We start from the raw sequence: 25,532 nt of genomic DNA, 5'->3' as shown, positions 1-25,532 counted from the left end.
ATGCGCCTGGCCCTGCGCCCGTACCTCCTGATCGTCCCGGCCCTGCTGCTGACCTGCGGGATCCTCTACCCCTTCGGGCTCGGGCTGTACTACACGCTGTTCGACTTCTCGGCGAGCAAACCGCAGCCGGACATGGTGCGGTTCGAGAACTACTCGACCGTCTTCACGCAGGAGGCGTTCTGGAACTCGGCGTGGGTGACGGTGCTGTACGCGGTCGGGGCGGCCCTCGTCGAGACCGTGCTCGGGGTGGCCGTCGCCCTGCTGCTGCACCGCTCGACGCTGCTGGGCCGGGTCCTGGAGAAGATCCTGATCCTGCCGCTGATGATCGCCCCGGTGATCGCGGCGATCATCTGGAAGCTGATGCTCCAGCCGTCGGTCGGGGTGGTCAACTACCTGCTGCGGCCCTTCGGTCTCGGCGGGGTGCAGTGGACCGACACCCCGACGGGCGCGCTGCTGTCGTCGATCGCCGTGGACGTGTGGGTGTACACCCCGTTCGTGGCGATCCTCGCCCTCGCCGGTCTGCGGTCGCTGCCCACCTCCCCGTTCGAGGCGGCGGCCGTGGACGGCGCGGGGTGGTGGTACACCTTCCGGCGGCTGACGCTGCCGATGCTGTGGCCGTATGTGCTGGTCGCGGTGATCTTCCGGTTCATGGACTCGCTGAAGGTGTTCGACATCATCTACGCCCTGACGGAGGGCGGGCCGGGTGACTCGACGGTGGTGCTCCAGATCCGGGCGTATCTGGAGGCGATCCGCTTCCAGCGGTACTCCTTCGGGATCAGCTACACGATCGTGCTGTGGGCCGTGGTGTATCTGGCCGCGATGGTGCTGGTGAAGCACCTGGGGAAGATCCAGCGGAAGGCCGCGGAGGTGACCACATGAGGAAACGCCTGGTGGGGTGGCTGTGCGACACCGCCCTGATCCTCTACTTCGTCTTCGCGCTGTTCCCGATCGCCTGGATGGTGATCCTGTCGCTGAAGCCGACCGACCAGCTCTTCTCCACCTACTTCTCCTTCTCCCCCACCCTCGACGGCTACCGGACGGTCCTCGGCGACAGCGAGGGCATCCCGTTCGTGCGGTTCTTCGTCAACAGCCTGGTGGTGTCGGTGGGGGCGGTCGCGCTGTCGCTCGTCGTCGGTCTGCCGGCGGCGTACGCCTCGGCACGATGGCGGTTCAAGGGCTCCGAGAACCTGATGTTCACGCTGCTGTCGTTCCGCTTCGCGCCCGAACTGACCGTGATCATCCCGCTGTTCGTGCTGTACCAGAAGCTCGGCCTGTTCGACACGTACGTCGGCATGGTGTGGGTGCTCCAACTGGTCACGCTGCCGCTGATCGTGTGGATCATGCGGTCCTACTTCGCCGATCTGACACCGGAGTTGGAGCAGGCGGCGCTGCTGGACGGCTACACCCGCAAGCAGGCGTTCTTCCGTGTCGCCCTGCCGCTGGTCAAGCCGGGCATCGCGGCCGTGTCGCTGCTGGCCTTCATCTTCGCCTGGAACAACTTCGTCTTCCCGCTGATCCTCACCTCCAACGAGGCCCAGACGGTGACCGTGGGCGCGCTGTCCTTCCTCGGCGGGGACCGGCCCAAGTACAACCTGACGGCCGCGGCGGCACTCGTCTCCGTCGTACCGCCGCTGCTGCTGGCGCTGACGATCCAGCGGTATCTGGTGCGGGGCCTGTCGTTCGGGGCGGTGAAATCGTGATCACGCTGAGCGGGATACGGAAGGCGTACGGCAAGACCGTCGCGCTCGACGAACTCGAACTGGACGTCAGGGAGGGCGAGTTCTTCTGTCTGCTGGGCCCGTCCGGGGCCGGCAAGACGACGACGCTCAAGACGATCGCCGGGCTCGAACCGCCCGACTCCGGCACGGTCGTGCTCGACGGCAAGGACATGCGGGGCGTGGAGCCGTACGACCGGGGCGTGGCCATGTGCTTCGAGAGCTACGCGCTCTACCCGCACCGCTCGGCCTACGACAACCTGGCCTCGCCCCTGCGCTCCCCCCGGCACCGGCTCCCCGCCGCCGAGGCCCGGCAGCGCATCGGCGCGGTCGCCGAGCTGCTCGGCATCTCCGGGCTGCTGGACCGGCCGGTGGGCCAGTTGTCCAACGGCCAGCGGCAGCGCGTGGCCCTCGGGCGGGTGCTGGTGCGGCCGGCCCGGGCCTTCCTGCTCGACGAGCCGCTGTCCCACCTGGACGCGAAACTCCGCCAGCAGATGCGGGCCGAGCTGAAGGCGATCGGGGCCGTGCAGCACACCACCACGCTGTACGTCACCCACGACTCCGTCGAGGCGCTGGCACTCGGCGACCGGATCGGGGTCATCCGTCAGGGGCGGATCGTGCAGACGGGCACGCGGGAGGAGATCTGGTACCAGCCGTACGACACGGAGGTCGCGCGGGCCTTCGGGCGGCCCCGGATCAATCTGCTGCCCGGGGTGGTCACGGAGAGCGGGGTGCGGGCCGAGGGCGGGGTGGAGCTGCCGGTCCGGGCCCAGGCCGCGCCGGGCACGGACGTCCTCGTCGGTCTGCGGCCCCGGGACATCGCCCTGCGCGGCGACGGGCACGAACTCACCGGGACCGTGTACGTCACCGAGGTGCTCGGACGGTCCGTCGAGGTCACCGTCCGGCTCGGGACCGGGGAGCAGCGGGTGTCGCTGGTGGCGCCCCGGGCGGACGCGGCACGCCTTCGTGCGGACGAACCGGTACGGCTCGCGGTCCGGCCTGAGAACCTGCTGCTGTTCGAGGCCGACCGGCCGGAGCGCCCGGGACGACGGATAGAGACACGATCATGAGCAGCAGCAGTGGTGGACAGCAGGGGCCCGCGGCGCGGCAGGCCGCCATGGCCGAGCAGGTGCTGGCCGACGGCTCGGCGACGGCGGCGGAGCTGGCCGAGCGGTTCGGGGTGAGCCTGATGACCATCCACCGCGACCTCGACGAACTCGAACGGCAGGGCATCGTACGCAAGTCCCGGGGCGGGGTGACCGCGCAGCCGTCGGGGGTCTTCGAGTCGAACGTGCAGTACCGGCTGAAGACCATGCGGGCCGAGAAGGCCGCCGTCGCCGAGCACGCGCTGCGGATGGTGGAGCCCGGCATGGCGATCCTGCTGGACGACTCCACGTCCACCCTGGAGATAGCCAGGCGGCTGCGCACGGGCGAGGTCACGCCGCTGACGGTCGTCACCAACTTCCTGGAGGCCATCAACCTCCTCTCCGACCAGCGGGGCATCCACCTGATGGCGCTCGGCGGCGACTACGACCCGCTGCACTCCTCCTTCCTCGGGGTGTCCTGCGTGGAGGCGGTCGAGCAGCTGCGCGTGGACGTGTGCTTCGCGTCGACGTCGGCCGTGCACGGGGGTTACGCCTACCACCAGGAGCAGCACATCGTGTCCGTGAAGCGGGCGATGCTCGACGCGGCGGCACGGAACGTCCTGCTGATCGACCACACCAAGCTCGGCCGGGTCGCCCTGCACCGGGTCGTCCCGCTGTCCCGCTTCGACACGCTCCTGGTGGACGACGGGGCGTCGGCGGAGGCGCTGCGGGATCTGGACGAGCACAAGGTCCGTTACGAGGTTTGCGCGACGAAGGGCGGCCATGACGGGACTGGAGCTACGAGAACTCCGTAAGACGTATCAGTCGCGGGGACGGCCTTCGGTGGACGCCGTCCGCGGGATCGATCTGAACCTCGGGTCCGGGGAGTTGCTCGGGTTGCTCGGGCCTTCGGGCTGCGGCAAGTCGACCACTCTGCGGATGATCGCCGGTCTTGAGTCGGTCACCGGCGGGGACATCCTGGTCGGCGGGGACTCGGTGGTCGAACGGCCCGCTCAGCAGCGGAACATCGGGGTCGCGTTCGAGAACTACGCGCTGTATCCACCGCTGTCGGTGGCGGAGAACCTGGCGTTCGGGCTGAAGGCACGCAAGAAGGCCGCCCGGGGTTCCCGGGGGGACGTCGACCGCAAGGTGAAGGAGATCGCCGAGAGAGTCGGGCTGACCGACCTCCTCGGTGCCCGCCCGGCCGGGCTCTCCAGCGGCCAGAAGCAGCGCGTGTCGCTCGCCCGGGCCCTGATCCGCGAACCCGACGTGCTGCTTCTCGACGAGCCGCTGTCCCACCTGGACGCGGCCCAGCGCGACACCACCCGCCGTGAACTCAAGCGCATCCAGAAGGACTTGGGCCACACCACGATCCTGGTCACCCACGACCAGGAGGAGGCCCTCTCGCTCGCCGACCGGATCGCCGTGATGAAGGACGGCGTGATCCAGCAGCTCGGCACCCCGTACGAGATCTACGACAGCCCGGCCAATCTGTTCGTCGCGGACTTCGTCGGCGAGCCCGCGATCACCCTGCTGCCCGGCATCGCCACCGGCGACGGGCACGCCCGGCTCTCCGGCTCGGTGCGGATCGCGCTGCCCGTGCCGGTCGACCAGGGGCGGGAGGTCGTGGTCGGGATCCGCCCCGAGGACGTCTCGCTCACCGCCGAAGGCGGCCTGCCCGCCCGGGTCGTCGCGCACGAACCGCTGCTGGAATCGGGCCTGGCGACCCTCTCCCTCGACGGTGTGGAACGGCACCTGGTCGTCCTCACCGACCCCGAGGTGCGGCTCGCCCACGACGAGCGGGTCAGAGTCGCCGCCGATCCCCACCACACCCATGTCTTCGACGCCGAGACAGGAGCCTCACTGCGATGACCTCCGAAGAGAACCTGCGTGTCGTGGCCGCCGGCGACCACTTCGTCCTGCCGTCGCTGATCACCCGGGCGGTGGAGCACGAGGCGGAGCGGGCGCAGGTCAGCGAGCTGCAACTCGGCTGGCCGCTGGAGCCGTTCGGGCCGGTCGCCGAGGTGCAGGAGGCCAGTGACGCCGAGGACGAGCTGATCGAGGCGCTGGCCGGGGCGGAGGTCCTGGTCACGCAGATGGGGCCGGTGACGGAGCGGGTGCTCGCCGCCTGCCCGGATCTGAAGCTGGTCGTGGTGTGCCGGGGCGGGCCGGTCAACGTCAACCTGGACGCGGCCAAGAACCGGGACGTGCGGGTGTGCTTCGCGCCGGGCCGCAACGCCGCCGCCACCGCCGAGTTCACCGTCGGCCTGATGCTGTCGGCCCTGCGCCGCATCCCCCAGGCCCATGACCCGCTGGCCCGGCAGGGCAGCTGGGAGGGCGCGACCTACTACACGTACGAGCGGAGCGGTCTGGAGCTGGAGGACCTGCCCGTCGGGCTGGTCGGCTACGGGGCCGTCGGCAGCCGGGTCGCGCGGGTGCTGTGCGCGTTCGGGGCGCGGGTGATGGTGTACGACCCGTATGTGCACGGGGAGATCCACGGCCTGCGCGTGGCCTCGCTGGACGAACTCCTGCGCGGCTCCCAGGTGATCACCCTGCACGCCCGGCTCACCCCCGAGACCCGGGGGCTGATCGGCGCCCGGGAGCTGGGGCTGCTGCCGCCCGGCGCGGTGGTGGTGAACGCGGCCCGGGGCCCCCTGCTGGACGAGGGCGCGCTGTGCGACGCCCTGGAGAGCGGGCGGCTGTCGGCGGCGGCCCTCGACACGTACGAGCGGGAACCGCTGCCCGCGGAGTCCCGGCTGCTGGGGCTGGGTGACCGGGTCGTGCTGACCCCGCATCTGGGCGGGGCGTCACGCGCGGTGGCGGAGAAGGCCGCGCGGATCGCCGCCGAAGAGGTGGGCCGCTGGGTGCGCGGGGAGCCGCTCGCGCACTGCCTGACCTGAGGACCGGGAGGAGAGCCGCATGTACGTCGGTATCGATGTGGGCACGTCCATGGTCAAGGCGGCGGCCTTCGACGCGGCGGGCCGCCAACTGGCCGTGGAATCCCGGTCGGTGGCCCTCTCGCTGCACGGCGGGGTCGTCGAGCAGGACATGGAGGAGGTGTACGGGGCGGTCGTGGCCGTCCTGCGCGAGGTCACCGCACGTGTCCCGGAACCGGTCGAGCTGGCCGGGCTCACCGGGCAGGGCGACGGAGTGTGGCTGGTCGACGGCGAGGGGCGGCCCGTGCGGCCCGCGGCCTCCTGGATGGACGGCCGGGCGCACGAGCTGGTCGACCGGTGGCTGGCCGACGGCACGTTCGAGACGGTGTTCCGGCGGACGGGCAGCGCGATGTTCCCCGGGTGTCCGGGACCCCTGCTGGCCTGGCTGGACGGCAACGAACCGAAGACGCTGGATGCCGCGAAGGCCGCCCTGTACTGCAAGGACATGGTGTTCCAGCGGCTGACGGGGGCCGGTCCGACGACGGATGTGTCGGACGCGTCGATGCCCTTCCTCGACCCGCGGACCCGGACCTACGACAACCGGGTCGTCGAGCTGCTGGGGCTGACCCACCGGCGCGGTCTGCTCGCCCCGGTGAGCGACCCGGTCGCGACGGCCGAGGCGCTCGGCGAGGGCCTGCCGTCCGGCACCCGGGTCGCGAACGGCCCCTACGATCTGCCGGCCTGCGCGCTGGGCGCCGGGGTGACGTCCCCCGGCGACGGGCTGCTGATCGTCGGCACCTGTCTGGCCAGCCTGGTCGCCACGACCGAGCTGGACCTGACCGGCGAACCGGCCGGCCTGTACATCTCCACGGACCGGCCCGGTCACTGGCTGCGCGCCATGCCCGCGATGGTCGGCACGGCGGCGCTGGACTGGGTGCTGTCGACGACCGGAGTGCGGCACGACGAGGTGGACGGCCTGCTGGCCGAGACCCCGCCGGGCGCCAACGGCGTCCGGGTGCTGCCGTACTTCGCGCCCTCCGGTGAACGCGCCCCCTTCGTGGAGCCGCGGCTGCGCGCCGAACTCCTCGGTGTCTCCCTGGAGTCGACCCGGGGCGATCTGGTCCGCGCCACCTGCGAGGGCATCGGGTACGCGGCCCGGCACTGCCTGGAGGCGGCGGGCCTCACCGGAAATCTGGCCGTGTGCGGCGGCGGCACCCGCAGCCCCGCCTGGATGCGGCTGCTCGCCGACGTACTCGGCAGGCCGCTGCGGGTCGTCGAGGGCGAGGTGGGCGCGCGGGGCGCGGTCCTGGCGGCGGCCGAGCGGTACGGGGTGCCGCTGGAGGCGGAGGTGTGGACCCGGCCGACGGAGGTCGTCGAGCCGGATCCGGGACGGGCCGCGTTCTATACGCGGGGTTATGAGGAGCACCTGGTCCGGCTGGCCCAGGCGCGGGCCCGGGCTCGCACGTGAACCACTCGACTCTGAAGGGGAGTTGTATGCAGCTCGGACGGAGATCCCTCCTGCTCGCGGCAGCGGCGGGAACCGCCACGGCGGCCACGGCCGCACCGGCGGCGGCCGAATCACGCAAGGGCCCGGTGGTCATCGGCCACCGCGGCGCGGCCGGCTGGCGCGCCGAGCACACGGCCGCCTCGTACACCTACGCCGTGCAGACGGGCGCGGACTGGATCGAACCGGACCTGGTGCCGACGAAGGACCATGTGCTCGTCGTCCGGCACGAGAACGAGATCTCCCAGACGACCGACGTGGCCGGCCACCCCGAGTTCGCGGACCGCCGTACGACGAAGACGGTCGACGGCCGGGCCGTGACGGGGTGGTTCACGGAGGACTTCACGCTCGCCGAGCTGAAGACGCTGCGGGCGGTGGAGCGGCTGCCGCAGGTCCGCAACCGCAACACGGTCTTCGACGGCCGCGAGGAGGTGATGACCTTCCAGGAGGTCGTGGAGCTGGCGCGGCGGCTGTCGCGGAGCCACGGCCGGACGATCGCCGTCTTCCCGGAGACCAAGCATCCGACGTACTTCCGGTCCATCGGGCTGCCGTTGGAGCCGAAGCTCACTGCCGTGATCCGCCGCGAGCGGCTCGGCCGGCGCGAGTGCGTCGTGCAGTCCTTCGAGCCGACGAGCCTCAAGCGCATGACGGGCCTGGGTGTGCCGCTGTGGCAGGCCCTGGGGACGACGGGCGGGCCGTACGACCTGCCCGGGAGGACCTACAAGGAGATGATGACGCCCGCGGGCCTGGCGGAGATCGCGGAGTACGCGGACTGGATCGGGCCGGACAAGTCGTCGGTCGCCGCCACTTCACTCGTCGCGGACGCGCACGCGGCGGGGCTGCGGATCGGGCCGTACACCTTCCGCGCGGAGAACCAGTTCCTGCCGGCACAGTTCCGGCGCGGGAGCGGAGCGAACGATTTCGGGGACGCGTTCACCGAGTACGCGCTGTACTACCGCATGGGAGTCGACGCGGTCGTGACCGACTTCCCTGACCTGGCGGTGATGGCTAGGAGGGGCTGATGTTCTTCAAGGACAAGCATTGCCCGACCTGTGTCGGCAGCGGCACGCAGGTGTTCACCCCGCTCAAGCCCGAGGAGAGGAAGGCGCTCGGGACGCACCGCACGGACCTGTGGCGCTGCACCGCTCCGGGGTGCCGGTGGTATCAGCCCTGGGGGCATACGGGCGGCGGGGGCCGGCTCCCGGAGGAACTGCAGAACCCGGGAGCCGACGCCGTCGAGTGAGCCCTACAGGTTGGAGAAGTCAGGGCCCTTGGTGCGGGTGCGCTTGATCTCGTAGAAGCCGGGGACCGAGGCCACCGCGAGGGTGCCGTCCCAGAGGCGGCCGGCCTCGTCGCCCAGCGGAGTGGGCGTGACGACCGGGCCGAAGAAGGCGATCTGCTCGCCGTCGGAGCCGGGCACGGCGATGACCGGGGTGCCGACCTCCTGGCCGACCTTGTCGATGCCCTCCTTGTGGGAGGCGCGCAGCTCGGCCTCGTAGGGGGTGGAGTCCCAGTGCTCGATGAGGGACTCGGGCAGGCCGGCGTCCTTCAGTGCGGCGGCGACGATCTCCTTGCCGGGGCCCCCGCCCTGGTTGTGGATGCGGGTGCCGAGGGCGGTGTAGAAGTCGCCGAGGACCTCGGCGCCGTGCTCCTGCTGGGCGGCTATGACGACCCGGACCGGGCCCCACGCCTTGGTCTCCAGCAGCTCGCGGTACTCCTGGGGCAGGTCGTCGAGCTTGTCCTCGTTGAGGACGGCGAGGCTCATGACGTGCCAGCGGACCTCGATGTCCCTGACCTTCTCCACCTCCAGCACCCAACGGGAGGTCATCCATGCCCAGGGGCACAGCGGGTCGAACCAGAAGTCGACGGGGGTCTTGTCCGACATGTCTCTCCTCAAGAGGAAACCGTTTCCTCCGGGAACGCCGGTGCTCGCTCCGGTCATTCCCGGCCCCTGCCGTCAGGGGCACATGGCAGGATCGGTGCTGTTCAGCAGTACCCCCACGACATCCGAGGAGTGCCGCCCGTGCCCGGTGAGAATCTGTCCCGCGACGAGGCCCGGGAGCGGGCCGCCCTGCTGAGCGTCGACGGGTACGAGGTGTCCCTCGACCTGCGGTCCGCGGTCGGTGAGGACGACGGCGCCGGGCCCCGCACCTTCCGCTCGGTGACGACGCTGCGCTTCCGCTGCAACGAGCCGGGCGCGAGCAGCTTCGCCGACCTGATCGCGCCGAGTGTGACGGCCGTCTCACTCAACGGCCGTGATCTGGACCCCGGCGAGGTCTTCGACGGCTCCCGGATCACGCTGGAGGACCTGGCCGCCGACAACGAGCTGGTCGTCGACGCCCGGTGCGCCTACTCCCGCACCGGCGAGGGCCTGCACCGCTTCGTCGACCCCGAGGACGGCGAGGTGTACCTGTACACGCAGTACGAGCCGGCCGACTCCCGCAGGGTCTTCGCGAACTTCGAGCAGCCCGACCTCAAGGCCCCGTTCCGCTTCGAGGTGCGGGCGCCGGAGGGCTGGACGGTGTGGAGCAACGGCGTCGGCGAACTCGCCGACGGGGTCTGGCGGTTCGCCGAGACCAAGCCGATCTCGACGTACATCACATGTGTGGTGGCGGGCCCGTACCACTACGTGACGGACTCCTACTCGCGTACGTTCGCGGACGGCACGACGCTGGAGATCCCCCTCGGCGCGCTGTGCCGCAAGGGACTCGCGCCCCACTTCGACTCCGACGACGTCTTCCTGGTCACCAAGCAGGGCCTGGACTTCTTCCACGACCACTTCGACTGCCCGTATCCGTTCGGGAAGTACGACCAGGCGTTCGTGCCCGAGTACAACCTGGGCGCGATGGAGAACCCGGGCCTGGTGACGTTCCGGGAGGAGTTCATCTTCCGCGGGAGGGTGACGCAGGCGTCCTACGAGGGCCGGGCCAACGTCATCCTGCACGAGATGGCGCACATGTGGTTCGGCGACCTGGTCACCATGGAGTGGTGGGACGACCTGTGGCTGAAGGAGTCCTTCGCGGACTTCATGGGCGCGTTCTCGCTGGTCGGCGCGACCCGCTTCGCGGGCGGCTGGATCACCTTCGCCAACCGCCGCAAGGCCTGGGCCTACCGCGCCGACCAGCTGCCCTCGACGCACCCGATCACGGCGGACATCCGCGATCTGCAGGACGCCAAGCTGAACTTCGACGGCATCACGTACGCCAAGGGCGCGTCGGTGCTGAAGCAGCTCGTGGCCTACGTCGGGCAGGACGCGTTCCTGGAGGGCGCCCGGCGCTACTTCAAGCGGCACGCGTACGGCAACACGCGCCTGGGCGATCTGCTGTCGGTGCTGGAGGAGACCAGCGGCCGGGACATGAGCACCTGGGCGCGGTCCTGGCTGCAGACGGCCGGGGTGAACTCGCTGACCCCGCAGGTGCTGCTCGGCCCGGAGGGCCGCGTCGAGGAGCTGGCGGTGGTGCAGGAGGCCGCCGAGTCGTATCCGGAACTGCGGCCGCACCGGGTGGCGGTGGGCCTGTACCGGGTGACGGACGGCGGCACGCTGGAGCGGTACGCGCGCACCGAGACCGACGTCGACGGCGCCCGGACGGTGGTGGCGGACCTGGCCGGTGCCGACGCCCCCGACCTGGTGCTGGTCAACGACGACGACCTCACGTACTGCAAGATCCGCTTCGACGCGACCTCGCTGGCCACGCTGCGCGAGCACCTGGGGTCGGTGACCGATCCGCTGGCGCGCGCCCTGTGCTGGTCGGCGCTGTGGAACATGACGCGGGACGCGCTGCTCCCGGCGCGGGACTTCGTGGATCTGGTGCTGCGGTTCGCGGGGCGCGAGTCCGAGATCGGCGTGCTCCAGATGCTGCACGCGTGGGCCGAGTCCGCGGTCGCGCACTACACGGCGCCCGGCCGACGAGAGGCGGCCGGGCGGCTGCTCTCCGAGGGCGCGCGGCGCGAGCTGTACGCGGCCGGGCCGGGCAGCGAGCACCAGCTCGCGTGGGCGCGGTTCTTCGCCCGGGTGGCCGCCGCCGACGCCGATTTCGAGCTGCTGCGGGACCTGCTGGCGGGCGCGGTGGCGGTCGAGGGCCTCGACCTCGACCAGGAGCTGCGCTGGGTGTTCCTGGAGCCGCTGGCCGCGCACGGGGTGGTGGACGAGAAGGTGCTGGCCGAGGAGCTGGCCCGGGACGACACCGCCTCCGGCAAGCGTCACCAGGTGCGCTGTCTGGCCGCCCGCCCCTCGGAGGCGGTCAAGGCCCAGGCGTGGGCGCAGGTCGTGGAGTCGGACGCGCTGTCCAACGCCATGGTCGAGGCGACCATCTCGGGCTTCGAGCAGGGCTCGCAGCGGGAGTTGCTCGCGCCGTACACGGAGAAGTACTTCGCGGCGATCGAGCGGGTGTGGGCCGAGCGGTCGATCCAGATCGGGATGCATGTGGTGTCGGGACTGTTCCCGTCGCTCCAGCAGTCCCAGGAGACCCTCGACGCCACGGACGCCTGGCTGGAGTCCCACCCTGAGGCGGCCCCGGCCCTGCGCCGGCTGGTCCTGGAGGCCCGGGACGATCTGGCGCGGGCCCTGCGGGGGCAGGCGTGCGACGCGGCTGCCGGTGAGGCAGGGCCCTGACACCTTTGGCCTGAGATTTCGGGTTCCGTCACCGTTACGGAATGCAGGCAATCACAGCCGTAACCCTGGTCCGCACCCGAACGGACCAGGGGGTTTCGGCATCCGAACATCCGTCCTTTAGTGCCGGATTGTCCGTATGTGTCGACGAGCCTGTAACAGGGGTTAAAAGGCGGGTCGGACGCGGGAAATTGCCGGTCATGACGCACAACACCCCGCTCTCCCCCCGCCCCCTGCACGACCTGTCCGGCCGCGGCCGGCTCCGGGTGATGACGGTCGCGCAGCTCCGCGCGCACGGTGTCTCGACGGCCCAGGTCAACGAGCAGTGCACCCCCGGCGGCCCCTGGCAGCAGCTCCTCCCCGGCGTGGTCCTGCTCCACCCGGGTCCGCCGACCAGCGAGGAGCGGCTGCACGCGGTGCTGAGGTACGCGGTGCGGGAGCGCGCCACGGGTGTTCCCGCACAGCCCGGCGCGGACGGCTCCGGCGCCCCCGCCCAGCCCGAGGCGATGATCACGGGTCTGGCCGCGCTGACGCTGCACGGCTTCTCCTCCACTCCCTCGCTGCCGGCCCTGGACGCGATCGACGTCCTGGTCCCGCGGATGCGCCGGCTGCGCTCGGCGGGCTGTGCGCGCATCGTCCGGGGTGTGGCGCTGCCGGTCCCCGAGCAGGTCACCGGGCTGCCCGTCGCGCCGGTCGCCCGTGCGCTGGCCGACGCGGTGGCGGGCCTCACGGACGCCGCCGTCGTGCGCCGGCTGATGACGGAGGCGGTGCGGGGCGCGTACTGCGAGCCGGCCGCGGTGGTGCGGGAGCTGAACCAGGCCCGGCTGCTGAGCCGCCCGCACGTGGTGGACGCGGTGGATTCCCTGCTGGCCGAGGGCCGGGCGATCGCGGAGGACCGCCTGTACCGGATGGTGCGCGAGCACGGCCTGCCCGACCCGGTGTGGAACGTGGACCTGCGCCTGCCCGGCGGCCCCTACCTCGGCGGCCTGGACGCGTACTGGCCGGACCAGGCGGTGGCCCTGGAGCTGGACACCCGGGCGCCCCGGCAGAACGACGAGGCGCAGTGGTCGGAGTACGCCCGCAAGCGCGAGCACCTGGAGCGGCTCGGCATCACGGTCGTCCACATCACGCCCAGGAAGCTCCGCGACTCGGTGGAGCAGCAGGCGACGGTGGTCCGCACGGCCCTGATGGCCGCGACCGACCGCGAACCGGCCGCGTATGTCGTGGTGCTGCCCCGGTAGGGAGGGACCCGGGGGCGGGACCAGGAGGGGGGAGGAGGGGCCGCCGGAGTCACCGGCGGTCCCTCCTCGTGTTCCGGCGGCCCCTGATCTTGATCTGTCGGGCCGACGGCTACGAACTAGCAGTGGAAACGCGCCGCCTCGCCGCGCGTGAGACCGGCCGGACGTCTGCTGCGGCAGACAGGTGAATCTGTCAGACGTACGGGTTCGGACCGGATGCGCCGCCCGTGGAAGAGGGCCAGTGTCGAGCTGAGCCGAGGAGGCGCGATGGACCGAGGAGCCGGAGCCCAGAGGGAAGGTGACACACAAGGGGGACGAGCGGGGGCCGCGGACGACCCCGGCCTGGACCGGCTGCTCGTCCGCGCCGCCGACGGCGACGAAGGGGCCTTCGCCGAACTGTACGACGCCCTGGCTCACACGGTGCTGGGACTGGCCACCCGCGTGGTCAGGGACAAGGCGCAGGCGGAGGAGGTGACCCAGGACGTGATGGTGGAGGTGTGGCGGACCGCCGACCGGTTCCGGCCCTCGCGCGGAGCCGCCCGGAACTGGGTGCTCACCCTCGCGCACCGCCGCGCGGTGGACCGGGTACGGTCCGTCGCCGCGGGCCGCGCCCGCGAGCTGCGCGCCGCGGTCCGGGAACAGGAGCGGTCCTTCGACACCGTCGCCGAAGAGGTCGAGACGCGGGAGGAGCAGCGGGTGGTCTTCCGCTGCCTGACCCAGCTGACCCGCGAGCTGAGGCTGCCGCTGGTACTGGCCTACTACGAGGGGCTGACGTACGCGGAGGTCGCCGAGGCGCTCTCGATGCCGGCGGGCACCGTCAAGTCGCGGATGCGTCAGGGGCTGCGGCGCCTGCACGACTGTCTGGAGGCCGGCTCGTGAACCTCACCGACGATCCCCACCTCGATGTCGGCGCGTACGTGCTGCACGCGCTGCCGGCCGAGGAGGAAGCCGTCTTCGAGGAGCACCTGGCCGAATGCGCCGCCTGTCGTGCGGAGGTCGATCAGCTGTCCGGGGCGGCCGTCGAGATGGGGGCGGCCGAGACGGACACGCCCTCGGCGGACCTGCGCCGCCGGGTGCTGGAGCGGATCGCGGCCGTGCCTCAGGACCGGTCCGTCGCGGCGGAGGCCCGGCGCCGACGCCGTCGGCAACAGGGGCTCCGGCTGGCGCTGGCGGCCTCCCTGGCGGCGGCCGCGGCGCTCGGCGGCATCGCCTGGTGGCAGAGCTCGGAGGCCGACACCGCGCGCGAGCAGGCCGCCGAGGAGAGCGCCGAGTACCGGCAACTCGCCGACGTGGTGACCGCCCCCGACGCCACGATCACCACCAAGAAGTTCGCGGACGGCGGGACCGCGAGCGTGGTCGCCTCCCGGGTGGAGAACCGGTCCGCGGTGTTCGCGTCGGGGCTGCCGTCGCTCACCGACGACCGGGTCTATCAGCTCTGGTACGCCCAATCGGGGCAGTTCCGGCCGGCCGGACTGCTGTCCACCGAGGGCGGGGGGCATGCGGACGTCCTGGACGGGCGCCTCGACGGGGCCACCGCCGTCTGTGTCACGGTGGAACCGTCCGGCGGCTCCCGCCAGCCCACGACCGACCCGGTCGGCGTCATCTCCGTCCCGGCGTGACGGTCAACGATCCGGCGCACGGCCACTGCTCGGCCACCGCGACGACGGCGCGGCCACCGTTCCCGGCATGAACCGTTCCCCGCCCGGCGGTCGCCGCCCCCGGCGTGACAGTGACCGTCCCGGCGTGACGGTCACTGCTCGGCCACCGCGACGGCGGCGCGATCACCTTCCCTCCATGAACCGTTCCCGGCCCGACGGTCATCGTCCCCGGCGTGGCGGTCACCGTCCCCGGCCTCACGGTCGCTGCTCGGCCACCGCGACGGCGGCCGCCGCGTCCTCTTCCGCTTCTTCCGCCTCTCCCACCGTCACGTCGTCGACCGTCCAGCCCGGTATCCGGCGCGGACCGCGTGCGCACGTGCCGAGGTGATCGAGGCGTGGATCGCGTGCGAGTCCGGTGCCGAGCCCTTTCAGATATGCCTCCTTGCGGGTCCACGCCCGGGCGAAGGCGGCGGGGCGCAGGTCCGCGGGACACACGGCGAGTTCGTCGGCCTCCCGGGGGTGCAGCGTCTCCGTGAGGGCGGCGACGGTGTCCGGGTCGGGCAGCCGCTCGATGTCCGCGCCGACCGCCGTGTCCGCGAACGCGAGGAGGAAGAGTCCGTCGGTGCGGGAGAGGGAGAAGCACAGGGGCACGCCGGGCACGTCGGGACGCCCGTGCGGGCCCCCGCACACCGGGCAGGGCAGGCGTACGAACGTCACGTCCGGCGGCTCGACTTGGAGGTAGGCGCCGAGGAGCAGGCGCAGGCACACATGGGCGACCCGGTAGCCGTCCCGGTCCGACGCCCGGCGCAGTGCCGCGGCCCGTGCCCGTTCCCCGCCGTCCAGCAGCGTGCCGGCGAGCGGGGCCACGACGTCTCGGAGGTCTTCCACCCGGGCCAGCCACACACGGGGCCGGCCGGGGCGGGGCGGCTCCGGAGGCCGGGTCCACGCGGCGGATGTCAGCCGCTCGGGACGCATGGCCGTCCTCGGTCAGTCGGAGGGCGCCGTCCGCACGGCGCGGGGGTCCGTGATCACCTCGTCGCCGTACAGGGCCTCCACCCAGTTGCTCTGGTAGATCGTGTCGAGATAGCGCTCACCGAGGTCCGGGGCGATCGCGACGGGCGTGAGGCCCGGCGTTCCGTGCCGGGCGAGCCAGTTCGTCGCCCCGCTGACGACCGTGCCGGTCGAACCGCCGAACAGGAAGCCCCGCCTGGCCATGTTCCGGCAGGTACGGATGGCATCGGCCTCCTCGACGCGGACCGCCTCGTCGACGTAACTGTCGTCGAGCAGCGGAGGCCGCAGGCTCATGCCGAGGCCGGGGATCATCCGCCGTCCGGGCGGGTCGCCGAAGATGGCCGAGCCGACGCTGTCCACCGCGACGATCCGCACCGGCCGGTGCCAGGAGCGGAACCAGCGGGCGCAGCCCATCAGGGTGCCGGTCGTGCCGACGCCGATGAACAGGACGTCCAGGCGCGGGAACCAGCGGGCGATGGCCGGGGCCGTCCGGAAGTAGTGCGCCCTCCAGTTGTCGGGGTTGGTGTACTGACTCAGCCACACATAGCGGTCGTCCGAGGCGCACAGGGCGCGCAGGTGCGCCAGCCGCGCGCCCAGCAGACCGCCGGCGGCGTGCTCGTCGGAGACGACGTGGACCTGGCTGCCCAGGGCCTCCATCATCAGCCGGGTGGCGAGGTTGCACCGGGAGTCCGTCACGCAGACGAAGCGGTAGCCCTTGCTCGCGGCGATCATGCTCAGCGCGACGCCGAGATTGCCGGAGGAGGACTCGACCAGGATCGAGTCCGGCCTGAGGGTTCCACCGCGCTCGGCGGACTCCACCATCTCGGTGGCGGCCTTCAGTTTGATCGAACCGGCGAAGTTGAAGCCCTCGCACTTGAGGAAGAGCCGGTGTCCCGTCATCGGCCCGAGGTCGACGTACAGGTCCTCCTCGTTGAAGGCGTGGGGGACGGTTATGACTGGCACGATGGTCTCCTCGTACAGGGCCGGATGGTGGACGGAAGCCGTCCTCAGCCGTGCCGGCTCAGTTCGTGAAAGAAGTGGTCGATGACCTGCAGTCCGCCGGACCGGGCCACCTCGTCGTAGACGTAGCCGCCGACCGCGAGGTCCAGTACGCCCAGGCCGAACGGTGAGAAGACCGCCGGGCGGTCGGCCGGGACCGTCACACGGCCGGCCATCACATCGTCGAGCGTGCCGAGCAGGAAGTCGCGGTTGCCGGTGAGGCGTTCGGTGAGGTGCGGCGAGGTGGCGGCCCGCAGGCAGTGGTCGATGTCGTCGACGACGTTGGTGGCGCCGAGCAGCACCTCGGGGGCGAGGTCGCGCAGCGACACGTGCAGCACCACCGGGTTGTGCCGGAACCACGACGGCTCGGTGATGTGCGGCCGGTCGGCGACCGTGGCGAAGACGATCAGGTCGCTGAGGCGGATCAGTTCCTCGGCGCTGCCGTGCACGGTGACGCGTCCGACGGCCCCGGACTGCTCCAGGTAGGTGCGGAAGCCCGCGGCGCTGTCGGGCGACAGGTCGTGCACGCCGATGGCGTCGAAGGACCAGCCGGTGCCCTCCAGATAGGTGTGGATGTAACGGGCGATCAGACCCGCCCCGACGAACCCCAGCCGGGTCGGACGCGGCCGCCCCCTGCTGAGCCGGTCGGCCGCCGACGCCGCGGACGCGGCGGTTCTGGCGGCGCTGATGATCGAGCTCTCCATGCAGGCGAAGGGGTAGCCCGTGACGGGGTCGTTGAGGATGAGGACGGCGGACGCCCGGGGGATGCCCGAGGCGACGTTGGCGGGGCAGCTGGAGATCCATTTCAGGCCGTCCACCCCACCCTCGCCGCCCTCGCCGCCGAGCGAGGCGGGCAGGGCGATGATCCGTGCCGTCGGCCGGTCGGGGAAGCGCAGGAAGGAGGACGGCGGGTTGACCGTACGGCCCGCGCCGTGCAGGCGGTACGTGGCCTCGACGACCTCCACCACGGTCTTCTCACGGCCCTGGAGCACCTCCTTGACCTGGTCTCCGGGGATGACGGCGAAGGACGGCACCATGCGGGTGTCCGCCCGGGCGGTCTGCGGGACGGTGTGCACGGTGGTCATGCCGCTTCACTCCCCTTCTGCGGTCCGGGAAGGCCGGGACGCACGGGGTCGGCCATCGCCACCACGACGTTCCGCGGCCCCTGGTACGCCTCCCGGCTGTGCGCGGTGCGGATGTTGTCCACGAGCGTCAGGTCCCCGCGCTGCCACGGCCGCCGTACGGTGTGGGCCTCATAGGTCTTGTTGATCTGCTCGACGACGTCCGGGGGCACCGGATCGCCGTTGCCGTACAGGGTGTTGAAGGGCAGGCCGTTCGGTCCGTACTCCTCGATCAGGAACTCCCTGACCTCGGGCGCCATCGTCCACTCGTTCAGGAACGCGATCTGGTTGAACCAGCAGGGCCGGCCGGAGACCGGGTGCCGTACGACGGCGTGCCGGTGCTGCCAGGTCCGCAGCGAACCGTCCGGCTGCCAGGACCAGTCGATCGCGTGGGTACGGCAGTAGGCCTCGACCTCGCCGCGGTCGTCGGTGCCGAAGGACTGACCGAGCGTCGCGCCGATCCCCTCGTTGTAGGCCCTGGTGAGCAGCCAGCCCTCCCGGGCGAAGCGGTCGAGGAGGTCGCCGGGCAGCGCGCGCAGCACGGCGGTCGCGTCGGCCAGGGCGGTGGCACCGCCTTCGACGGGCGGCTCCAGGCACGCGAACAGCAGCAGGCCGGGACACTCGAGGGCGTAGCTGAGTTCGTGGTGCATGCACATGGGCTGGTTGGGCGGCCAGGCCGACGACGAGTAGACGCCGTCCGCGTGCCGGTCACGGGCGGCGAACGCCTCGCGCTCGGCCAGGGGGCGCTCGGCCACCCGGCGGAGGACCGACTCGACGTCGGCCGGAGTGCGCAGGCCGAGGCCCCGGACGGTGACGGCCCCGTGCTCGGCGACGAGTTCGCGCAGCGCGGCCCGGGCATCCGGAGTGTCCTCGGCATCGAGTACCGGAAAACCGTCCGTCGTCTCTGTCGTGGTGGCCCTGTTCTTACGGAAGAGTGCCGACAGCATGTCGATCTCACCTCTCGTATCTCGTACGGGTGTCGATCAGGTGGGCCAGGTCGGCCAGTACGGGGCGGCCGGCGAGGTCGCGCGGGGAGATCACCCGGTCCAGCGAGACCGCGAGCCGTACCGCCGACAGGGACGTGCCGCCCAGGTCGAAGAAGTTGTCGTCGCGGCGGATCCGTCCGGGCGGCAGGCCGAGTTCCGTGGCCCACTCCGCCGCGAGCCGCCGTTCGGCCGGTGTGCGCGGGGCGCCGCCGGAGTCCGGGGCCGGGCCGAGGCCCTCGGCGAGTGCCGCGAGCGCCTTCCGGTCGGTCTTGCCGTTGGCGGTGAGCGGCAGGCGGTCCAGCCGGTGGAAGGACGCCGGGACCATGTACGCGGGGAGCAGATCCGCGAGCCGCTCCCGCAGATCCTCGGCGCTCCTCGCACCCTCGCCCGCGCAGAAGGCGGCCAGCTGTCGTCCGTGCCCTTCCGCGCCGGTCACCACGACCGCGCAGTCGGTGACGCCGGGCACCCGCAGCAGCGTGTTCTCGACCTCGCCGATCTCGACCCGGAACCCCCGGATCTTGACCTGCGCGTCCCGACGGCCGAGGAACTCCAGTTTCCCGTCGGGCCGCCAGCGGCCGAAGTCGCCTCCCCGGTACAGCCGTTGGCCGGGCCGGTGAGGGTCTTCCAGATAGGCGAGCGAGGTCCGTTCAGCGTCGTTGACGTAGCCGCGCCCGACGCACACCCCGGAGAACACGATGGCACCGGGCGCGCCGAGCGGCACCGGAAGCAGGTTCTCGTCGACGACGTACTGGTGCACGTTGGCGATGGGCCGCCCGATCGGGATGCGGTCGCCGGCGGGCGCCCGGTCCATCACCTCGTGGTGGGTGTCGTCGGACGTCTCGGTCAGCCCGTAGGCGTTGACCAGGCGTACGGCGGGTCCGCCGGCGAACCACCGCTGGACCAGCTCACCGCGCAGCGCCTCGCCGGTGACGGATACAGACCGCAGATCGGGCAGGTCCCGGGGGAAGCGTTCCAGCGCGGACAGGATGACGTCGAGATACGACGGCACGACTTGCAGGACGTTGACGCGTCCCTCGGCGATCCGGTCCAGGAACCGGTCCGCGTCGAGGATGGCGTCCTGCTCGACCAGCAGGGTCCGCCCGCCCGCCAGCAGCCCGGCGAGCAGCTGCCACAGCGAGATGTCGAAGCACTGCGAGGCCGTCTGCGCCACCACGGTGCCCTCGCCGATGCCCAGATCGTCGATCTTGGCGTACAGATGGTTGAGCAGCCCGGCGTGCTCGCACAGCGCGCCCTTGGGCTCTCCGGTGGAGCCGGAGGTGAAGAAGACGTACGCGAGCCGGTCCGCCGCTATGTCCAGGCCGAGGTCCGTTCCGTCGGCGTACCCGTCGGTGAGGTCCGGGACGAGCAGCCGCCGGGTTCCGGGAAGCGTCTCGAGCGCCCGGTCCAGCTGACCGGTGCTGCCGGGTTCGGTGAGGACGTACCCACACTCGGCGCGGGTCAGCATCGCGCCGATGCGGCCGGGCGGATGATGCGGGTCGACGGGCAGATACACACCGCCGGCCTTGAGGACACCGAGCACACCGGCCGCCCAGTGGAGGTCGCGCTCGGTCACCACGGCGACCGTGCCCTCCGGGACAAGCCCCTCGGCCAGCAGGGCACGGGCCACCCGGTTGGCCCGGGTATTGAGGTCCGCGTACGTCAGGCCGCGCCCCTGCTGGACCACGGCAACGGCGTCCGGATGCCGACGCACCCGCTCCTCGAACAGTTCATGGAACCGACGGTCCGGCAGCGCACGACGCGGCCCAGCCCCCAGCTCATCGAGCTGGAACCGGAGTTCATCCGCGGACAGCAGGCTGCCCCGGTCGTGGCGGGCATCGGGGTCGGCGGCGATCGCCTCCAGCGCGGCGAGGTGGTACCCCCCGATCCGCGCGGCACAGTCGGCGTCCAGCAGGTCGGTCCGGTGCCGCAGGCGCAGCGCGAGCCGGCCGTTGTCCTCACCTGCCGATACGCCGAGCAGCGGGCCCCCGTGGCCTGCCGACGGGACGTCGGCCTCCTGCCCTGCGGGAACGAAGACCACCTCTGGCCCGGGCCCGGGCGCCTGCACCACCGACGCGGCCCGCCCCGCCGCCCGCACCAGCTCACCCCAGGTACCCGGCCCGACGGTCACCTCGAAGATCTCCGTCCCAGCCGGGGAGAGGCAGCCGCTGCGCACCTCGGGATCGCCGGAGAGCAGGGCGAGCACCTTCGCGTGGGCCGCGAGGAGGATCGCGGCGAACGGCACACCGAGTTCACGGGCACGGGCCCGCAGGGACGCCGTCACCTCGCCGGGAACGAGGCTGATGTGCTCCCCCGTGCCGGGCATCGGGTCCTTCGCCCACCGGGGCACGGCCGTGAAACCGCCCTCGGCATGGCTGTCGCTCCCGGGGACGCGGACCTCGGTCGCTGTCGCTGCCATCACCGCGCACCTCCGTCGTCCAGGGGGCGAGCCGGATTGCCCGCCCAGCGGGTGTGTTCGGGGACCGTCTCGCCCTTCATGAGGAAGGAGTCCGCCGCCAGCACGGCACCGTCCCCGACCGTCACGCCGTAGTGCACGAACGCTCCGACGCCGAGGGTGCAGCGGGCACCGAGCGCGCTGCGGTCCGACTTGAACGTGCCGTCCTCCTGCGAATGGCACTGCAGGACGCTGCCCGCGTTGAGGGTGCAGTCGTCCCCGATCCGGACCATCGGCCGCTCGGTCACGGCGCAACCGTCGTCGAAGACCCGGGCCCCGATCCGCACGCCGAGCAGGCGCCATACGAGGCTCTTGAACGGCGTGCCGTCGAGGACGTGCAGATACGTCTCGGAGGGAACCTTCCAGTACCGCTCGCGACGCCAGAACCGGCGGTCGTAGATCGAGCAGAACAGCGGCTCCGGCCGGTGCACCACCGTGACGGCCCGCTCCAGGAGGACGAAGTACAGCAGGGTGAACGGCAGCATGACGGCGTTGGCGAGCGCGAGGACCGCCGTGCCCCACACCGGGTACTGGCTCGCGGCGAGCGCGAACAACAGAACCACACAGAAGAAGAACAGCCATCCCGTCAGCAGGTGCCAGGCCATGGTGACGGCGTTGTGCCGGTTCTTGGCGGCAAGACGGCGGCCGAGACCGTTGCCCTCCTTGAGTGCGTCGAAGGTGCTGTCCCGCGCCACCGACCGCGGGATCTCGAAGCAGGGCGAGCCGAGCAGTCCGACATCGTGCCGGAGCGGCCCGCTGACGGGAATCGCCACCTTCGTACCCAGCAGGCAGTTGTCGCCGGTCCGACCGCCCACCGGATAGGCGATCCGGTTCCCGAGGAAGTTGTGCGCCCCGATCGCGGTCCGCGACAGCCGGAACGACGTACTGGAGTACTCGGCGTTCATCAAGGACAACCCGTCGGCGACCATGGTCCCGGTGCCCACCGCGCTCAAGAAGGGGCTCTCGTGCTTGACCTGGGTGCCGAAGTTGGAGCCGGTCTGCTCGACCGGGGAGAGGCGATAGCCGATCCAGCGCAGGTAGTGGACGATGCAGGTGCTGTCGCCGAACAGCCGGGTCAGGGACTTCCTGTTCGTCATCAGGACGATCGTGCGGTGCACGGTGTGGCGGAAGCCGAAGAGCGGGTACGTCCGGCCGGGCCGGACGAAGCTACCCAGCAGCCGGGGAACGGTGGCCAGGACCACCAGCGCGGCGAGCACCCCGCCGAAGAAGACGACGACCGTGACGATCAGCAGGTCGACATAGAGCACCGTCGCCCCGCCCTTCAGTACGGCGGATCCCTCCAGCATCCGGGAGAGCAGCACGTCCAGGCAGCCCACGGCCAGCGGCAGATACACCAGCAGCGCCGTGAGCAGTATCAGAACGCCGTGCGTCGCTCGCCGCGGGGTGCCGCACCGGGCGGGCTCCACCTCCGGGAAGGCCCCGTCCGCGGGCTGGGCCGGAGAGCCGTGCCAGTGCTCACCGTCGGGGACCGTCTGCCCGGTGTGCAAGGAGGACGCGTGCGCGAGCCGGGACCCCTCCCCCAGCCGGGACCCGATGTCCAGCACCGTCACCTCACTCACGACCGCACCCCGGCCCAGGGTGACCGGCCCCGTCTCGATCACACCGTCGACCGCGCGGTAGCAACTGAGCAGCGCGTCCTTGCGGACGAGCGTGCCGTCACCGACAGACAGCAGATCGGTGCAGACGGGGGCGCTGCGCGACAGGATCGTCACCCCCTTGCCGATCCGCGCACCCAGGACCCTCAGATAGAGCGGGTAGAGCGGCGAACCGGCGAACAGGACCAGGGGGCTCGACCTGATCAGCGTCTTGACCAGCCAGAACCGGAAGTAGGTGAGGCTCCAGACGCGGAACCGCCGTGGCGTGAACCGGCCGATCAGCACCCACTTGGCGACCACGGGCAGGGCACACAGCACGACGAACAGCGCGGCGCCGAAGACGACGCTCCGTAGATAGGCGTCGAGCAGGTGCTCCTGCGCGGCGATCCATTCGTAGCCCTGTGCGGTGACGGCCGCGAGGAGGAAGGCATAGCCGAGGAAGGCCAGCAGCTGGAGTGCCCCGCAAAGCACCCGGTGCGGGCGGCCGGTCGGCGGCGCCGGTGCCGGTACCGGCGCCGCGGGCAGTCCCGATGGGCTGCGCGCCTCGGATTCGGGTCGTGGCGGCGGGGTGCTGTCGACCAGGGCGGCCGCCAGTCCGCCGGCGGTCGGATGCCGGTAGACATCGCGCATCGACACCGCCGGCAGCTCCGGCCGGTTCCTCACCCGTGCGCAGAAGTGCGCCATCACCAGGGAGTCGGCACCGAGATCATCGAAGAAGTCGCTGTCGATCCGCACCTCGTCCAGGTGAGCGACCTCCGCCAGCAACGCGGCGAACCGCTCGGCGACAACGGAGCCCCTGACCACCTCCTGGAGCTGCTGTCCCGCCATGAGAAAACCCCCTCGGGTGCCGACTTCTCCTCTGCCTCACTAGGGGTTCGGAGCCGGGCAGCCGAGGTATGAAGCTCCTGCCTACTTCTCGAAACGTGAGCGGGTATCTCACCAACCGGATGCCTCATAGATGGCCGATCGGAGCCCTTCGGCCACCAGCACCTCGGCCTGCCTGGGCCAACACCCTCCGTAAGCGCCCAGACGCTCCGATCGCCGCCGAGCCCACCCGGCGTGCTTGCGAGACGCGGGCGCGTACGCCCACGCCGTCCGGCAAGCCAACGGGCCGATGACCGCACACAGGGCTCGGCCACCCGCCTTTCCGGGCCGTTCGCTCGCTTCTCTCCCGTGCTGCGGCGAGGTGAGTCAAGGGGCGGCCGGAGGCCGATCGCCGCAGGCGACGCGCAGCGCCCTTTACTCGGCTCGCCGCAGCACGACACTGGCAAAGAAGCGGGCGGCCCCGACAGTTGTGTCACGTACCGGCCGCGAGGCGTGCCCGTACCGTCTTGCCGACCTCCTCGCGCAGGAACCAGTCCAGTTCCTCGGCGATCCGGGACACCACCAGCAGACCCCGGCCGGTCTCTCCTCCCGCCCACTCCCTGACCTCCGGAAACGCCCGTACCGGGTCCGAGACCTCGATGGACAGCCGGCCGTCCTCCAGCACGGCTTGTCGCAACCACAGTTCGTGTCCCACGACCCTGCCGTGCAGTACCGCGTTGTGCAGCCGGGCCAGTCGGACGCTGCGGAGGGTCATGGGGTAGCCCATGGACCAGTCGTGGGTGAGGAGGGCAGGGGTGTGGGGGTGGGGCATGGGAGTCCCTTTCGCTTGAGCTGCCCCTTTACGGTGGCGGGCCTCGCCTTTCGACTTCAATCGAAACGCAGCTGATTAATCAGGCGGCAGAAAATTGGACTATGCCCAGTTCTGCACAACCGGCTGCGCGGGACCAACAGGGGGTGTCACACTCTGCACACGGATACGAGCACAACGTGTTGGATCGTAGGGGCGGTGCACATGGCGGCCAAACGCGGGCGCACAGCGCAGCGGCTGGAACTCGGCTTGCAGCTGCGTCAGTTACGGGAGAACTGTGGTCTGGGCGACCGGGGCGGCGGGTTCACCCGCAGGCAGGCGGTCGTCGGACTGCGGATCTCCGAGGCCTCGTTGCAACGGATCGAGTCGGGCTCACTGAACTTCCGCAACGTCGGCGATCTGCGCAAGCTGCTGGACAAGTACGGCGTCACCGATGAGGAGGTCGTCGAGTCGCTGATCAGCCTCAACAAGGAGTCCAACCAGCAGGACTGGCTCACGCAGTACCGAGGGCTCATGCCTGCGGGCATGCCGGGGTTCGTCGGGCTGGAGCCCGAGGCTCGTGCCATGAAGGCCTATCACCCGACCGTGGTCTACGGCCTGCTGCAGACCGAGGCGTACGCCCTCGCCACCCACGAGTTGCACAAGCCGGTCGAGGAGTACACGTCGGAGTTCATCCGCAGCAGTGTGGAGCTGCGGATGAAGCGACAGCAGGTGCTCACCCGCGAGAACCCGGTCAAGCTGCACGTCATCCTCGGAGAGGCCGCGCTGCGGTATCCGGTGGGAGGCGCGGAGGTGATGCATGAGCAGTACGCGAAGATCGAGAAGCTGGCCGGCTGGGATCACGTCACGATTCAGGTCCTGCCGTTCCGCCGGAGCTATCGCTCGACCAATGACTTCGCCATCCTCGACTTCGGGGACGAGCTGCCGCCACGTGTGCAGACCGACAGCGCGTGGGGTTCCGTGTCCACCGCGGACAAGCCACGTGAAGTCGACCGTTTCCACCGAAGGTTCGACGCCATGACAGCATCGGCGCTGCCGCCCGAGGACACGCCGGACTTCCTGCACCGACTAGAACGAGAGCTGTAGGCC

At 71.2% G+C, this 25,532-nt stretch carries 22 protein-coding genes; 14 read left to right on the top strand and 8 right to left on the bottom strand.

What is annotated here, in order from left to right; all coding sequences use genetic code 11:
• From ACFT4A_RS07380 to ACFT4A_RS07340, 9 genes are read left to right on the top strand one after another with little or no spacing between them, the layout of a single operon-like run.
• Positions 1 to 879, top strand: coding sequence for a carbohydrate ABC transporter permease (locus ACFT4A_RS07380; protein WP_382826791.1), 879 nt, complete (start codon positions 1 to 3; stop codon positions 877 to 879).
• A complete protein-coding gene (locus ACFT4A_RS07375) occupies positions 876 to 1,700 on the top strand; it encodes a carbohydrate ABC transporter permease (RefSeq protein WP_382826790.1) in 825 nt (274 codons plus the stop codon). Before ACFT4A_RS07380 ends, ACFT4A_RS07375 begins: the two co-directional genes overlap by 4 nt.
• Complete coding sequence (locus ACFT4A_RS07370; protein ID WP_382826788.1) at positions 1,697 to 2,785, top strand: ABC transporter ATP-binding protein; 1,089 nt, start codon at positions 1,697 to 1,699, stop codon at positions 2,783 to 2,785. Before ACFT4A_RS07375 ends, ACFT4A_RS07370 begins: the two co-directional genes overlap by 4 nt.
• Positions 2,782 to 3,615 (top strand): DeoR/GlpR family DNA-binding transcription regulator, encoded by an 834-nt coding sequence (locus tag ACFT4A_RS07365; RefSeq protein ID WP_382826786.1) that lies wholly within the window; start codon positions 2,782 to 2,784, stop codon positions 3,613 to 3,615. Before ACFT4A_RS07370 ends, ACFT4A_RS07365 begins: the two co-directional genes overlap by 4 nt.
• Positions 3,616 to 3,643: 28 nt before the next feature.
• Complete coding sequence (locus ACFT4A_RS07360) at positions 3,644 to 4,672, top strand: ABC transporter ATP-binding protein (RefSeq protein WP_382826784.1); 1,029 nt, start codon at positions 3,644 to 3,646, stop codon at positions 4,670 to 4,672.
• Positions 4,669 to 5,700 (top strand): 2-hydroxyacid dehydrogenase, encoded by a 1,032-nt coding sequence (locus ACFT4A_RS07355; RefSeq protein WP_382826782.1) that lies wholly within the window; start codon positions 4,669 to 4,671, stop codon positions 5,698 to 5,700. The genes ACFT4A_RS07360 and ACFT4A_RS07355 overlap by 4 nt, the downstream gene beginning before the upstream one ends.
• 19 nt (positions 5,701 to 5,719) lie before the next feature.
• Complete coding sequence (locus ACFT4A_RS07350; RefSeq protein WP_382826780.1) at positions 5,720 to 7,144, top strand: FGGY family carbohydrate kinase; 1,425 nt, start codon at positions 5,720 to 5,722, stop codon at positions 7,142 to 7,144.
• Positions 7,145 to 7,170: 26 nt separating this feature from the next.
• A complete protein-coding gene (locus ACFT4A_RS07345) occupies positions 7,171 to 8,202 on the top strand; it encodes a glycerophosphodiester phosphodiesterase family protein (protein WP_382826778.1) in 1,032 nt (343 codons plus the stop codon).
• Positions 8,202 to 8,423, top strand: coding sequence for a hypothetical protein (locus ACFT4A_RS07340; RefSeq protein ID WP_382826776.1), 222 nt, complete (start codon positions 8,202 to 8,204; stop codon positions 8,421 to 8,423). The genes ACFT4A_RS07345 and ACFT4A_RS07340 overlap by 1 nt, the downstream gene beginning before the upstream one ends.
• Positions 8,424 to 8,426: 3 nt before the next feature.
• On the opposite strand, the gene ACFT4A_RS07335 is transcribed toward ACFT4A_RS07340, so the two are convergent.
• Positions 8,427 to 9,065 (bottom strand): DsbA family protein, encoded by a 639-nt coding sequence (locus tag ACFT4A_RS07335; RefSeq protein ID WP_382826774.1) that lies wholly within the window; start codon positions 9,063 to 9,065, stop codon positions 8,427 to 8,429.
• Positions 9,066 to 9,203: 138 nt separating this feature from the next.
• On the opposite strand from ACFT4A_RS07335, the gene pepN reads away from it, so the two are divergent.
• From pepN to ACFT4A_RS07315, 4 genes are all read left to right on the top strand, one after another.
• Positions 9,204 to 11,792 (top strand): aminopeptidase N, encoded by a 2,589-nt coding sequence (gene pepN / locus ACFT4A_RS07330; RefSeq protein WP_382826772.1) that lies wholly within the window; start codon positions 9,204 to 9,206, stop codon positions 11,790 to 11,792.
• A gap of 197 nt (positions 11,793 to 11,989) precedes the next feature.
• On the top strand, positions 11,990 to 13,030 hold the full coding sequence (locus tag ACFT4A_RS07325) for a hypothetical protein (protein ID WP_382826770.1): 1,041 nt from the start codon (positions 11,990 to 11,992) through the stop codon (positions 13,028 to 13,030).
• A gap of 264 nt (positions 13,031 to 13,294) precedes the next feature.
• Positions 13,295 to 13,906, top strand: coding sequence for an ECF RNA polymerase sigma factor SigK (gene sigK, locus ACFT4A_RS07320; RefSeq protein WP_382826769.1), 612 nt, complete (start codon positions 13,295 to 13,297; stop codon positions 13,904 to 13,906).
• Complete coding sequence (locus ACFT4A_RS07315) at positions 13,903 to 14,646, top strand: anti-sigma factor domain-containing protein (RefSeq protein ID WP_382826767.1); 744 nt, start codon at positions 13,903 to 13,905, stop codon at positions 14,644 to 14,646. The genes sigK and ACFT4A_RS07315 overlap by 4 nt, the downstream gene beginning before the upstream one ends.
• 234 nt (positions 14,647 to 14,880) lie before the next feature.
• On the opposite strand, the gene ACFT4A_RS07310 is transcribed toward ACFT4A_RS07315, so the two are convergent.
• From ACFT4A_RS07310 to ACFT4A_RS07280, 7 genes are all read right to left on the bottom strand, one after another.
• Positions 14,881 to 15,600, bottom strand: coding sequence for a 4'-phosphopantetheinyl transferase family protein (locus ACFT4A_RS07310; RefSeq protein ID WP_382826766.1), 720 nt, complete (start codon positions 15,598 to 15,600; stop codon positions 14,881 to 14,883).
• Positions 15,601 to 15,612: 12 nt separating this feature from the next.
• Positions 15,613 to 16,599: a 2,3-diaminopropionate biosynthesis protein SbnA gene (sbnA, locus tag ACFT4A_RS07305; protein WP_382826764.1), complete on the bottom strand. Its 987-nt coding sequence runs from the start codon at positions 16,597 to 16,599 to the stop codon at positions 15,613 to 15,615.
• Between the two features lie 44 nt (positions 16,600 to 16,643).
• A complete protein-coding gene (gene sbnB, locus ACFT4A_RS07300; protein ID WP_382826762.1) occupies positions 16,644 to 17,720 on the bottom strand; it encodes a 2,3-diaminopropionate biosynthesis protein SbnB in 1,077 nt (358 codons plus the stop codon).
• The gene (locus tag ACFT4A_RS07295; protein WP_382826760.1) at positions 17,717 to 18,703 is read right to left on the bottom strand and encodes a TauD/TfdA family dioxygenase; all 987 of its coding nucleotides are present in this window, start codon (positions 18,701 to 18,703) and stop codon (positions 17,717 to 17,719) included. Before ACFT4A_RS07295 ends, sbnB begins: the two co-directional genes overlap by 4 nt.
• Before the next feature lie 7 nt (positions 18,704 to 18,710).
• A complete protein-coding gene (locus ACFT4A_RS07290) occupies positions 18,711 to 21,158 on the bottom strand; it encodes an amino acid adenylation domain-containing protein (RefSeq protein ID WP_382826758.1) in 2,448 nt (815 codons plus the stop codon).
• Positions 21,158 to 23,638, bottom strand: coding sequence for a Pls/PosA family non-ribosomal peptide synthetase (locus ACFT4A_RS07285; protein WP_382826756.1), 2,481 nt, complete (start codon positions 23,636 to 23,638; stop codon positions 21,158 to 21,160). The genes ACFT4A_RS07290 and ACFT4A_RS07285 overlap by 1 nt, the downstream gene beginning before the upstream one ends.
• 469 nt (positions 23,639 to 24,107) lie before the next feature.
• Complete coding sequence (locus tag ACFT4A_RS07280) at positions 24,108 to 24,446, bottom strand: ATP-binding protein (RefSeq protein WP_382826754.1); 339 nt, start codon at positions 24,444 to 24,446, stop codon at positions 24,108 to 24,110.
• 201 nt (positions 24,447 to 24,647) lie between these two features.
• On the opposite strand from ACFT4A_RS07280, the gene ACFT4A_RS07275 reads away from it, so the two are divergent.
• Positions 24,648 to 25,529: a helix-turn-helix domain-containing protein gene (locus tag ACFT4A_RS07275; protein ID WP_382826752.1), complete on the top strand. Its 882-nt coding sequence runs from the start codon at positions 24,648 to 24,650 to the stop codon at positions 25,527 to 25,529.
• The last annotated feature ends 3 nt before the right edge of the window (positions 25,530 to 25,532 follow it).

Origin of the sequence: Streptomyces sp. NPDC057099, from assembly GCF_042671245.1 — a bacterium.
Taxonomy (GTDB): Bacteria; Actinomycetota; Actinomycetes; order Streptomycetales; family Streptomycetaceae; genus Streptomyces; species Streptomyces purpurascens.
Note: the sequence above shows the minus strand (reverse complement) of the source record. Positions and strands in the feature narration are given on the sequence as shown.

Bases quoted from the DNA above. Each gene is read 5' to 3' on its own strand.
- ACFT4A_RS07345 (WP_382826778.1), top strand. From the start codon at position 7,171: ATGCAGCTCGGACGGAGATCCCTCCTGCTCGCGGCAGCGGCGGGAACC.
- ACFT4A_RS07290 (WP_382826758.1), bottom strand. From the start codon at position 21,158: ATGGCAGCGACAGCGACCGAGGTCCGCGTCCCCGGGAGCGACAGCCAT.
- ACFT4A_RS07355 (WP_382826782.1), top strand. From the start codon at position 4,669: ATGACCTCCGAAGAGAACCTGCGTGTCGTGGCCGCCGGCGACCACTTC.
- ACFT4A_RS07365 (WP_382826786.1), top strand. From the start codon at position 2,782: ATGAGCAGCAGCAGTGGTGGACAGCAGGGGCCCGCGGCGCGGCAGGCC.
- ACFT4A_RS07325 (WP_382826770.1), top strand. From the start codon at position 11,990: ATGACGCACAACACCCCGCTCTCCCCCCGCCCCCTGCACGACCTGTCC.
- ACFT4A_RS07285 (WP_382826756.1), bottom strand. From the start codon at position 23,638: ATGGCGGGACAGCAGCTCCAGGAGGTGGTCAGGGGCTCCGTTGTCGCC.
- ACFT4A_RS07380 (WP_382826791.1), top strand. From the start codon at position 1: ATGCGCCTGGCCCTGCGCCCGTACCTCCTGATCGTCCCGGCCCTGCTG.
- sigK (WP_382826769.1), top strand. From the start codon at position 13,295: ATGGACCGAGGAGCCGGAGCCCAGAGGGAAGGTGACACACAAGGGGGA.
- ACFT4A_RS07375 (WP_382826790.1), top strand. From the start codon at position 876: ATGAGGAAACGCCTGGTGGGGTGGCTGTGCGACACCGCCCTGATCCTC.
- ACFT4A_RS07335 (WP_382826774.1), bottom strand. From the start codon at position 9,065: ATGTCGGACAAGACCCCCGTCGACTTCTGGTTCGACCCGCTGTGCCCC.
- ACFT4A_RS07310 (WP_382826766.1), bottom strand. From the start codon at position 15,600: ATGCGTCCCGAGCGGCTGACATCCGCCGCGTGGACCCGGCCTCCGGAG.
- ACFT4A_RS07280 (WP_382826754.1), bottom strand. From the start codon at position 24,446: ATGCCCCACCCCCACACCCCTGCCCTCCTCACCCACGACTGGTCCATG.
- ACFT4A_RS07275 (WP_382826752.1), top strand. From the start codon at position 24,648: ATGGCGGCCAAACGCGGGCGCACAGCGCAGCGGCTGGAACTCGGCTTG.
- ACFT4A_RS07350 (WP_382826780.1), top strand. From the start codon at position 5,720: ATGTACGTCGGTATCGATGTGGGCACGTCCATGGTCAAGGCGGCGGCC.
- ACFT4A_RS07295 (WP_382826760.1), bottom strand. From the start codon at position 18,703: ATGCTGTCGGCACTCTTCCGTAAGAACAGGGCCACCACGACAGAGACG.
- ACFT4A_RS07340 (WP_382826776.1), top strand. From the start codon at position 8,202: ATGTTCTTCAAGGACAAGCATTGCCCGACCTGTGTCGGCAGCGGCACG.
- sbnB (WP_382826762.1), bottom strand. From the start codon at position 17,720: ATGACCACCGTGCACACCGTCCCGCAGACCGCCCGGGCGGACACCCGC.